We start from the raw sequence: 9,677 nt of genomic DNA on the forward strand, positions 1-9,677 counted from the left end.
ACCCGGGGCTCGGCCTCGGCGTCCGCCGCCTGGGGCGCCTCGCGGGGCGTGGGCGGCATCGGGTTCTCGGCCTCGGCTTCCGCCGCCGGGGGCGCCTCCTCGACGGCGCGCGCCTCGGGGGCGACGTTCGGCCGCTTCGGGCTCCGCCGGCGTGGCGGGGTCCACATCCGTAGCCCCCTGCTGTGAGGCAGCGGGGGCTTCCACCGGGGCGGAGCGCGATTCTGCCGGTGCCTCCTCCTGCTCGCTGCCGGAGGCCTGCTGGTCGACCTCGGCGATGGCCTCGGCCTCCACCGGTGCCTCGCTTTCGCGGGTCACCAGCACCACATCGAGGCTTTTCCGCTCGGCCGGCGGGGTGGCGAACTGCCAGCTGGCCACCACGCCGATCACCGCCAGGTGCAGCAGCAGTGCCAGCGACCAGGCCAGCCAGCGCCGATAGGGCCGGGTGACCGGGGCATACTGGATGGGGTCGCCGGCGATCAGGGACATGGCGGCCTCGCCTCTCAGCCTCGCGCCGTTGCCAGGCGACGCTCGATGGCATCCATCAGCAGGCCGGCGATATCGGTGCCGCGCTGATCATCGATCTCGCGCACGCAGGTGGGGCTGGTCACGTTGATCTCGGTGATGTAGTCGCCGATCACGTCGAGGCCCACGAACATCAGGCCCTTCTCGCGGATCATCGGCTGCACCTGGCGGATCAGCCAGTGGTCACGCTCGGTGAGCTCACGGCTCACCCCGGTACCACCGGCGGCCAGGTTGCCGCGGGTCTCGCCGGCCATGGGCACCCGGGCCAGGCCATAGGGTACCGGCTCACCATCCACCAGCAGGATGCGGGTGTCGCCATCCCTGATCTCGGGCAGGTAGCGCTGGGCCATGATCTGGCGCTGGCCGCGCTCGGTGAGGGTCTCGATCACCGCGCCCAGGTTGCGCCCCTCGGGGCCGACGTGGAAGATCCCGCTGCCGCCCATGCCATCTAGCGGCTTGAGGATGACGTCGCCGTGCTCGGCGTGGAAGGCGCGCAGCTCGGGCTCGCTGCAGGAGACCAGCGTCGGTGCACAGCACTGCGGGAACTGCTGGGCGAAGAGCTTCTCGTTGCACTCCAGCAGCGCCCGGGTAGGGTTGACCACCAGCACGCCCTCGCGCTCGGCGAAGCCGAGCAGGTGCACGGCATTGAGGAAGTGGGTATCCACCGGCGGATCCTGGCGCATCAGGATCACATCGAGTTCGGCCAGGGGCCGCGGCTCGGGCTCGCCCAGGTCGAACCAGTGGCCGGGGTCGCGATGCACCTCGAGGTCGCGCAGGCGGCCGTAGGCGCGGCCATCGCGCAGGAAGAGGTCGCCGGGCTCGAGATAGTGCAGCGAGGCGCCGCGATCCCGGGCGGCCCACAGCAGGGCCAGGGAGGTGTCCTTCTTGTAGGTGATGTCCGCGATGGGGTCCATCACCACGCCGATCTTCAGCGCGCGTTCACTCATGGGTCGGATTCCGGTCAAGAGTATGGATGGGGCCAGTATGCCGGCTACTCGCCGCCGGGCGCCAGCCGGATGCCGGTGGGCTCCAGGATGATCAGTCGGCGCTTGTAGAGGCGGCCGATGGCCTGCTTGAAGGCGTTCTTGCTGACCCCCAGGCGCGCCTTGATCTCGGCGGCGTCGCTCTTGTCGCCCAGCGGCAGGTAGCCGCCACTCTCGCGCAGTGCCTTGAGCACGGCCTCGCCCACCACGTCCAGGCGCGCCTCGCCGGGGGGCAGCAGCGAGAGGTCCAGGCGGCCATCGTCGCGCAGGCGCTTGATATAGCCGGTAACGCGCTGGCCACGGCGCAGCGGCCGGGTCAGGTCATCACGATAGAGCACGCCCCAGAAGCGATGGTTGACCACCGCCTTGAGGCCGAGGTCGGTCTGCTCGGCGATCACCAGGATCACCTCATCGCCGGCGGCGAGCCCCTCGGCCTCATCGGCGACGAAGCGCTCCAGCTTCTGGGAGGCCACCGGCCGCCCCTGCTGGTCCGTGTAGATTCGCACCAGCACCCGCTTGCCGACGCTGGGGCGGAAGCGCTGCTCCCCGTAGGGCAACAGCAGGTCGCGGGGCTGCCCCCAGTCGAGGAAGGCGCCGGTGTCGTTGACGGTGACCACCTCCAGGTAGGCCACCTCGCCCACGTCACACCTCGGCGCCCGGTAGCGTCGCCCGGCGGCGGGACGCGGCGTGCGCGGTTCACGTGAATCGGACATGAGGGGGCTCCCTGAAAAATGGATGATGCCGCCGGGGTCTGACCGGCGGAGGATGGGCGGCGTCGAGCGGTGGCGGTAGAGGGATGCGGCAGCGTCAGCCGTTCCCGTCGAGGTCCCCGAAACGGTACTGCAGCAGGCTGAGTGCCACCACCGGGGCGGTCTCGGTACGCAGGATGCGCGGCCCCAGGCAGAGCGGTGCGAAGCCGGCCTCGCGGGCGGCCACGACCTCGCCCTCGGCCAGCCCACCCTCGGGGCCGATCAGCAGCGCCACGCTCGTGGGTGCCGACTGCTGCGCCAGCGCCCCGGCGCTATCCGGATGCAGTACCAGGCGCAGCGTCTCGTCGCGCCCGGCCAGCCACTCGGCCAGGGCGAGTGGCGGGTTCACCGCTGGCACCACGGCGCGTCCGCACTGCTCGCAGGCGCTGGCCGCTACCGCCTGCCAGTGGGCGAGTTTCTTCGCCTCCCGCTCCCCCTTGAGGCGCACGTCACCATGCTCGGTGTAGAGCGGCGTGATGGCGGCCACGCCGAGCTCCACGGCCTTCTGGATGGCATAGTCCATGCGATCGCCCTTGGAGATCGCCTGGCCAAGGTGCACCGCCAACGGCGACTCGGCGGTACCGGGCGCCACCGACTCGATACGCGCCACCACCCGCTTGCGCGAGGCCTCCACCAGCACCGCACTGGCCTCGAGGCCCGCACCGTCGAACAGCCGCAACGCGGCCCCCTCGCCCAGGCGCAGCACGCGAGCCACATGGCGGGCCGGCCCCTCGGGCAGAACGACGTCGCCGCCGACACGAAGGTCGGCGGCGACGTGGATACGCGGCGATCTCTTGATCATGGCTTGATCTTCACTTCAGGGCCACGGTGCTGCGTTACTGGGTCGTCTCGGCGCCCTGGGCCTGCTCGGCCTCGCGCTGCTTCTTGCGCGCATAGATCGCCTCGAAGTTGACCGGCGCCAGCATCAGCGGCGGGAAGCCGCCACGGTTGACCAGGTTATCGATGCACTCGCGGGCATAGGGGAAGAGCACGTTGGGGCAGAAGGCGCCCAGGGTGTGGTCGAGCTGCTCGCCCTCGATGCCGGTGATGCGGAACAGGCCGGCCTGCTCGAGCTCGGCCAGGAAGGAGGTGGTTCCCTCCTCGCTGTGGGTCACCTGGGCGGTGACCTTGATCACCACCTCATAGAGGCCATCACCCACCTTCTCGCTGGTGGTATCCAGGTTCAGGCCCACCTTGGGCTTGAAGGGCTGCTGGAACACCGACGGCGAGTTGGGTGCCTCGAAGGAGATATCCTTGACGTAGATGCGCTGCACGGCGAACTGCAGCTGCGGCTTGTCCTGCTGGCCGGCGGCCTGGCCGTCGGCGCCCGGGTTGTTCTCTTCCGCCATGGGAAAGGTCCTTTTGTACGATAGGAAATGCTACTTCTTGACGACCGGCAGGCCATCGGCCTGCCACTGCATCATGCCGCCCTTGAGCTTGAGCACCCGAGAGTAACCGGCCTTGGAAAGCTTGGCCACGGTCACACCCGCGGACTGGCCCGTCTTGCAGGCCACGATGATCGGCTTCTCCTTGACCTTCTCGAGTTCGCCCATGCGCTCGTCGATGCGGCTCTGGGGAATGTTGCGGGCGCCGGCGATATGGCCGGCCTTGAAGTCGCCGGCCTCGCGGGTATCCAGCACCACCGCGTCCTCGCGGTTGATCAGCTGGGTCGCCTCGCCGGAGGTCACGCCGTTGGAGGCGCTGTTGCGCGCCTCGTAGAGGACCCAGGCAGTCAGCACCAGGAGGAAGGCGCCCACCAGCAGCGGGTGGTTCTGCACGAATTCAAACAGCTGATCGATCATGGGTGCGAAAACTCTCGTCTCGGTGCACGGAAACAGGGGCGCGACTGGCGCACAGCGGGCGCCAGTATACACGAGGTGGGCGCCGACAAATGAGACCATCCGCAGCGATTCGCCACGGATGTCGAGCGCCGTGGAGCCATGACGCACGATGCCGCCTGCGATATGATGCCGCAAGACGATTCCTGCCGCGACCCCGAACGCCCGGCGCGAGATCTTCCGGTTACAGCCGCCAACCGGGCCGGGGCGCGTCTATCCCGCTTCGAGGACACTCACCATGACCGCCACCCCCCCGCGCCCCGTCGCCCTGATCATCCTCGACGGCTACGGCCACAACCCCGACCCGGCCAACAACGCCGTGGAAGCCGCCAATACGCCGGTGATGGACCGCCTGTGGTCCGAGCACCCCCATACCCTGATCCATACCGACGGCCGCCACGTCGGCCTTCCCGACGGCCAGATGGGCAACTCCGAGGTGGGCCACATGAACCTCGGCGCGGGGCGAGTCGTCTACCAGGACTTCACGCGCATCACCAAGGCCATCGAGGATGGCGACCTGGACACCAACGCCATCCTGACCGCGCCCATCGACGCGGCCGTGGCCGCGGGCCGGGCGGTGCACCTGCTGGGCCTGCTCTCGCCGGGCGGCGTGCACAGCCATGAGGAGCATATCCTCGCCGTCGCCGAACTGGCGGCCCGCCGCGGCGCCACCCGCATCTTCGTGCAAGCCTTCCTGGATGGCCGCGACATGCCGCCCCAGAGCGCCCTGGCCTCCATCGAACGCACCAATGCGCGCCTGGCCGAACTGGTCGGCGCCGACAACGGCTTCGTGGCCTCGATCATCGGCCGCTACTTCGCCATGGATCGTGACAACCGCTGGGATCGTGTCGAGAAGGCCTACCGCCTGCTCACCGAGGGCGAAGGCGAGCACGTGGTCGCCGGCGCCGAGGCGGGGCTGCGCGCCGCCTACGAGCGCGGCGAGACCGACGAGTTCGTGGCCGCCACCAGCGTGCGCCCGGCGGGCGTGCCGATCACCCTCGAGGAGGGCGACGCCGCGCTGTTCATGAACTTCCGCGCCGACCGAGCCCGGGAGCTGACCCGGGCCTTCGTCGATGAGGGCTTCGATGGCTTCACGCGCCGCGTGCATCCCCGGCTCGCCGCCGAGGGCCTGGTCACCCTGACCCGCTACGCCGCCGACATCCCCGCACCGGCGGCCTTCCCGCCGGTGGCGCTGCACAACACCCTGGGCGAGGTCATGGAGAGCCGCGGGCTGACCCAGCTGCGCATCGCCGAGACCGAGAAGTATCCCCACGTCACCTTCTTCTTCTCCGGCGGTCGTGAGGCGGAGTACCGGGGCGAGGAGCGCATCCTGGTGCCCTCGCCCCGGGACGTGAAGACCTACGACGAGAAGCCCGAGATGAGCGCCCACGAGGTGACCGACCGCCTGGTGGAGGCCATCGACTCGGGCCGCTTCGATCTGATCGTGTGCAACTACGCCAACGGCGACATGGTCGGCCACACCGGCGACTTCGCCGCCGCCGTCAAGGCCATCGAGACCGTCGACGGCTGCGTGGGCCGGGTGGTGGAGGCGATCCAGCGCGCCGGCGGGGCCTGCCTGGTCACCGCCGACCATGGCAACGCCGAGCAGATGGTCAATCCCGAGACCGGCGCCCCCCAGACCGCCCACACCACCTTCGAGGTGCCGCTGATCCATGTCGGCGAGCGTTCGGTGCGGCTGATCGACGACGGCAGCCTGTGCGACATCGCCCCGACCCTGCTGGCGATGATGGACCAGACGATTCCCGAGGAGATGAGCGGCCACGCCCTTATCGAGTTCGACTGAGCGGACGGATGGCCAGGCCTGCCGCCCCCCTCGGCACGCTGCTGCTGATGCTCTGCCTGGCGGGCCCGCTTGCGGCCCAGCCCAGCGAAGAGGCCGTGCAGGAGCGTCTCGATGCCATCGGTGAGGCCATCGAGGAGGCCGGCCAGCGCGTATCGGCGACCCGCGAGGCCCGCGACGAGGCGGCGCGCCAGCTGGAGGCGATCGAGACGTCGCTGGCCGCCACCCACCGGCGACTCGATGAACTCCAGGCCGAGCGACGCGGGCTGGGTGCCGAGATGGAGACCCTCCAGGCGCGCCGCGACGAACTCGAGACCGAGCGCGCCGCCCAGCTCGAGGCCATCCATACCCAGCTCGACGCCCTCTACCGCCTGGGCCGCTCGCCCCAGCTCAAGCTGCTGCTCAATCAGGACGATCCGGCGCGGCTGGATCGCCTCCAGCACTACCTGAACCACCTGGCCCGGGCCCGCCGCGAGCGACTCGACGAGCTGGCGCGCCTCGATGCGGCCCTGGCCGAGACCCGCCGCGAGCTCGAGGCTCGCGGCGAGCGCCTCGACGCCCTCGCCGCGGAACTGGCCGAGCGCAGCACCCAGCTGGCCGAGCAGATGCGTGAACGCGCCACCCTGGTCGAGGAGCTGGACAGCCGTCACAGCGGCGAGGCGGCGCGGCTCGCCTCCCTTGAGCAGGACCGCGAGCGCGCCGAACAGGTGCTGCGCGAGGTGCAGGAGCAGCTGGCCCGCCTGCAGCGACCGCCGCCCTCCACCGCCATCGAGCGCACCCGCGGCGAGCTGCCCTGGCCGATCCAGGGCAACATCGCCTCGCGTTTCGGCGCCGGCGATGCGGTGCACCGCAACGGCATCCTGATCCTCGCCGCCGAGGGCAGCCCGGTGCGCGCCGTGCACGCCGGCCGGGTGGTCTTCGCCGACTGGCTGCGCGGCTTCGGCAACCTGCTGATCATCGACCACGGCGACGGGGTGATGACCCTCCACGCCCACCTGCAGCACTTCACGGCTCAGGTTGGCCGCCCGGTCTCACGCGGCGAGGTGATCGGAGCCGTGGGCATGAGCGGCGGTCAGCAACGCCCGGCGCTCTACTTCGAGGTACGCCGCGGCGGCGACCCCATCGATCCCCAGTCATGGATCGCCCGCCGCTGAGCGTCGCTTTCCATGCACGCCGGCGGCGGGCTATGCTGGTCGCTCACCGTTTCGGAACAGCGGAGTTCGCATGCACCCAGCGCTTCCTCACTCGGGCAGGTCTCCCCGCTCACGCTCCCCCCGGCGCCTGCTGGCCGGGCTGCTGCCGCTGACCCTGCTGGCGCTGCCCCTGGCCCTGCTGTCACTGCCGGCATCGGCCCAGAGTGTCGATGACGAGCTGCCGGTGGCCGAGATCCAGACCTTCGCCGAGGTATTCGAGCGCATCAAGCGCGCCTACGTCGAGGAGGTCGATGACGCCAGCCTGCTACGCAACGCCATGCGCGGCATGCTCAGCGAGCTCGATCCGCACTCCGCCTACCTCGACCGCGAAGCGTTCCAGAGCCTGCGCGAGTCGACCGAGGGGGAGTTCGGCGGCATCGGCATCGAGGTAGGCATGGAGGATGGCCAGCTGACGGTGATCACCCCCATCGACGATACCCCGGCCTCGCGTGCCGGCCTGCAGGCCCGGGACCTGATCCTGCGCATCGACGACACCCCCACCGAGCGCATGTCGCTGCAGGAGGCGGTGGAGCTGATGCGCGGCGAACCGGGCAGCGAGATCGAGCTGACCATCATGCGCCAGGGCGAGAGCTCGCCGCGCAGCGTCACCCTGACGCGCGAGAACATCCGCACCGAGAGCGTTAAGAGCGAGCTGCTGGCACCCGGCTTCGGCTACCTGCGCGTCAGCCAGTTCCAGACCCGAACCGGCGACCAGGTGAGCGAACACATCCGCCAGCTGGAGCGCGACGGCGACCTCGACGGCCTGGTGCTGGACCTGCGCAACAACCCCGGCGGCGTGCTGCAGGCCGCAGTAGCGGTGGCCGACGCCTTCCTCGACGAGGGGCTGATCGTCTATACCGAGGGCCGCCTGCCGGATACCGAGATGCGCTTCTCGGCGAACGCCAGGACCGCGGCCCCCGATGTCCCCCTGGTGGTGCTGATCAACGGCGGCAGCGCCTCGGCGGCGGAGATCGTCGCCGGCGCCCTCCAGGACCAGCGCCGCGGCGTGGTGATGGGCACCGAGAGTTTCGGCAAGGGGTCGGTGCAACAGATCATGCCGCTGGGCAACGGCGAGGGGCTCAAGCTCACCACGGCTCTCTACTTCACCCCCGGCGGCCGCTCCATCCAGGCCCAGGGCATCGAGCCGGATGTGCGCGTGGTGCGCGGGCGAGTGGAGGTGACCGAGAATGGCCGTGGGGTCCGCGAGTCAGACCTGGAGGGCCACCTCGGATCGCGGGACGCCCCACGGGAGAGGACCGAACTGAGCGAGCGGCTACGCGATGACTACCAGCTCGGCGAGGCCCTCAACCTGCTCAAGGCCCTCGACGTGATTCGCCAGCGCGACCGCTGAACGGCTTCCCCGGTCAGCGGCAACTGGCAGGCAGCCGGCCACGCTGGCCGGTGGCCTGCTGCAGCAGCATCCGCTTGAGCGGGACCAACCGATCCACGCCACTCATCCCCAGGTTGCGCGCCAGTGACAGGGCCGGGTGGCGTGCCCCGAACAGCAGGCGGAATCCGTCCATCAGCGCCAGCATGCCGGCGTTGTCGCCGCGCCGGCGGCGGGCATAGCGCGCTAGCACCCGCTCGTCACCCGGCATCACGCCCCGCTGGCGTGCCGCCAGCAGCTCCTCGGCCAGCACCGCGGCATCCATCAGCCCCAGGTTGACGCCCTGGCCTGCCAGGGGATGGATGCCGTGGGCGGCGTCACCCACCAGGGCGAAGCCGGGCAGGGTATAACGCTCGGCGTGGCGCTGCACCAGCGGGAAACCCACCGCCTCATCCAGCACCGTCACCTGCCCCAGACGGTGCTCGATGGCGGCCGCCAGCGCCTCCCCCAGCGCCTCGCGTTCGAGGCCGGCCAGGCGCTCGGCCTCGGCGGGTGACGTGGACCAGACGATGGAGCAGTGCTGCTCGTCCCCGTCCACCGCCAGCGGCAGGAAGGCCAGCGGTCCGCCGGGCAGGAAGGCCTGCCGCGCCACTTCGCCGTGGGGCGCCGCGACGCGCACCGTGGTCACCAGGCCCACGTGGCCGGTATCACGCTCGCTGACGGCGATGCCCGCCAGGTCGCGCAGTGGCGAGCGGGCGCCATCCGCGGCCACCACCAGGGGGGCACTCAAGCGCCGGCCGTCAGCCAGCAGGACTCGCCGCTCCCCGGTGCCGTCCTCCAGCCCTTCGACCCGGGCCCCCAGGCAGAGATGAACCGAGGGCAGCGCCACCAGGCGCCGTTCCAGGGCCGCCAGGGTGACGTCGTTCTCGACGATATGCCCGAGCACCGGCAGGCCGGCCTGGTCGGCGGAGAAGCCGACCTCGCCGCTGCCCTCGGCATCCCACACCTGCATGTAGCGATAGGGACTAACCCGCCGCGCGGCCATCCACGACCAGGCACCCAGACCCTCCAACAGCCGCTGCGAGACCGGCGTCAATGCGCTCACGCGGCGCGCCGGTCGGCCACGCCCCACGGCCTCGGGGTCCAGCAGGGCCGGCCTGGCATCCACCAGGGCCACCTTGACCCCCGCCTCGCCGAGCAGCACCGCCAGCGCGGCCCCCACCATCCCCCCGCCGACGACGATCACCTCATGGTGGTCTTCCCC

9 protein-coding genes and 1 pseudogene are annotated in these 9,677 nt (G+C 70.6%); 3 read left to right on the forward strand and 7 right to left on the reverse strand.

What is annotated here, in order from left to right; genetic code table 11:
- The 6 genes and pseudogenes from LWH48_RS17495 to LWH48_RS17520 all read right to left on the reverse strand — a co-directional run.
- Window positions 1-486 (reverse strand): annotated as a pseudogene (locus tag LWH48_RS17495) (hypothetical protein); the annotation flags it as partial.
- A gap of 14 nt (window positions 487-500) precedes the next feature.
- Window positions 501-1,469, reverse strand: coding sequence for a glutathione synthase (gene gshB / locus LWH48_RS17500; RefSeq protein WP_232913578.1), 969 nt, complete (start codon window positions 1,467-1,469; stop codon window positions 501-503).
- A 44-nt stretch (window positions 1,470-1,513) separates the two neighbouring features.
- Window positions 1,514-2,218 (reverse strand): CvfB family protein, encoded by a 705-nt coding sequence (locus LWH48_RS17505; RefSeq protein WP_232913579.1) that lies wholly within the window; start codon window positions 2,216-2,218, stop codon window positions 1,514-1,516.
- Window positions 2,219-2,312: 94 nt separating this feature from the next.
- Window positions 2,313-3,056: a 16S rRNA (uracil(1498)-N(3))-methyltransferase gene (locus LWH48_RS17510; RefSeq protein ID WP_232913580.1), complete on the reverse strand. Its 744-nt coding sequence runs from the start codon at window positions 3,054-3,056 to the stop codon at window positions 2,313-2,315.
- A 34-nt stretch (window positions 3,057-3,090) separates the two neighbouring features.
- Window positions 3,091-3,603, reverse strand: coding sequence for a protein-export chaperone SecB (gene secB, locus LWH48_RS17515; protein WP_161431738.1), 513 nt, complete (start codon window positions 3,601-3,603; stop codon window positions 3,091-3,093).
- Window positions 3,604-3,633: 30 nt separating this feature from the next.
- Window positions 3,634-4,056 (reverse strand): rhodanese-like domain-containing protein, encoded by a 423-nt coding sequence (locus LWH48_RS17520; RefSeq protein ID WP_232913581.1) that lies wholly within the window; start codon window positions 4,054-4,056, stop codon window positions 3,634-3,636.
- Between the two features lie 274 nt (window positions 4,057-4,330).
- Here LWH48_RS17520 and gpmI point away from each other — a divergent pair, with 274 nt between their 5' ends.
- The 3 genes from gpmI to LWH48_RS17535 all read left to right on the forward strand — a co-directional run bounded on the left by gpmI (window position 4,331) and on the right by LWH48_RS17535 (window position 8,437).
- Window positions 4,331-5,896, forward strand: coding sequence for a 2,3-bisphosphoglycerate-independent phosphoglycerate mutase (gene gpmI / locus LWH48_RS17525; RefSeq protein ID WP_232913582.1), 1,566 nt, complete (start codon window positions 4,331-4,333; stop codon window positions 5,894-5,896).
- An 8-nt stretch (window positions 5,897-5,904) separates the two neighbouring features.
- Complete coding sequence (locus tag LWH48_RS17530) at window positions 5,905-7,047, forward strand: murein hydrolase activator EnvC family protein (protein ID WP_232913583.1); 1,143 nt, start codon at window positions 5,905-5,907, stop codon at window positions 7,045-7,047.
- Between the two features lie 70 nt (window positions 7,048-7,117).
- Window positions 7,118-8,437 (forward strand): S41 family peptidase, encoded by a 1,320-nt coding sequence (locus tag LWH48_RS17535; protein ID WP_232913584.1) that lies wholly within the window; start codon window positions 7,118-7,120, stop codon window positions 8,435-8,437.
- A 13-nt stretch (window positions 8,438-8,450) separates the two neighbouring features.
- On the opposite strand, the gene LWH48_RS17540 is transcribed toward LWH48_RS17535, so the two are convergent.
- A complete protein-coding gene (locus tag LWH48_RS17540; RefSeq protein WP_232913585.1) occupies window positions 8,451-9,659 on the reverse strand; it encodes a UbiH/UbiF/VisC/COQ6 family ubiquinone biosynthesis hydroxylase in 1,209 nt (402 codons plus the stop codon).
- Between the last annotated feature and the right edge of the window lie 18 nt (window positions 9,660-9,677).

It is taken from the genome of Halomonas sp. G15 (genome assembly GCF_021282295.1).
Classification (GTDB): domain Bacteria; phylum Pseudomonadota; class Gammaproteobacteria; order Pseudomonadales; family Halomonadaceae; genus Halomonas; species Halomonas alimentaria.

Excerpts from the sequence above, each read along its gene's own strand:
- gshB (WP_232913578.1), bottom strand. The coding sequence starts at position 1,469 with ATGAGTGAACGCGCGCTGAAGATCGGCGTGGTGATGGACCCCATCGCG.
- LWH48_RS17505 (WP_232913579.1), bottom strand. The coding sequence starts at position 2,218 with ATGTCCGATTCACGTGAACCGCGCACGCCGCGTCCCGCCGCCGGGCGA.
- LWH48_RS17510 (WP_232913580.1), bottom strand. The coding sequence starts at position 3,056 with ATGATCAAGAGATCGCCGCGTATCCACGTCGCCGCCGACCTTCGTGTC.
- LWH48_RS17520 (WP_232913581.1), bottom strand. The coding sequence starts at position 4,056 with ATGATCGATCAGCTGTTTGAATTCGTGCAGAACCACCCGCTGCTGGTG.
- LWH48_RS17530 (WP_232913583.1), top strand. The coding sequence starts at position 5,905 with ATGGCCAGGCCTGCCGCCCCCCTCGGCACGCTGCTGCTGATGCTCTGC.
- gpmI (WP_232913582.1), top strand. The coding sequence starts at position 4,331 with ATGACCGCCACCCCCCCGCGCCCCGTCGCCCTGATCATCCTCGACGGC.
- secB (WP_161431738.1), bottom strand. The coding sequence starts at position 3,603 with ATGGCGGAAGAGAACAACCCGGGCGCCGACGGCCAGGCCGCCGGCCAG.
- LWH48_RS17535 (WP_232913584.1), top strand. The coding sequence starts at position 7,118 with ATGCACCCAGCGCTTCCTCACTCGGGCAGGTCTCCCCGCTCACGCTCC.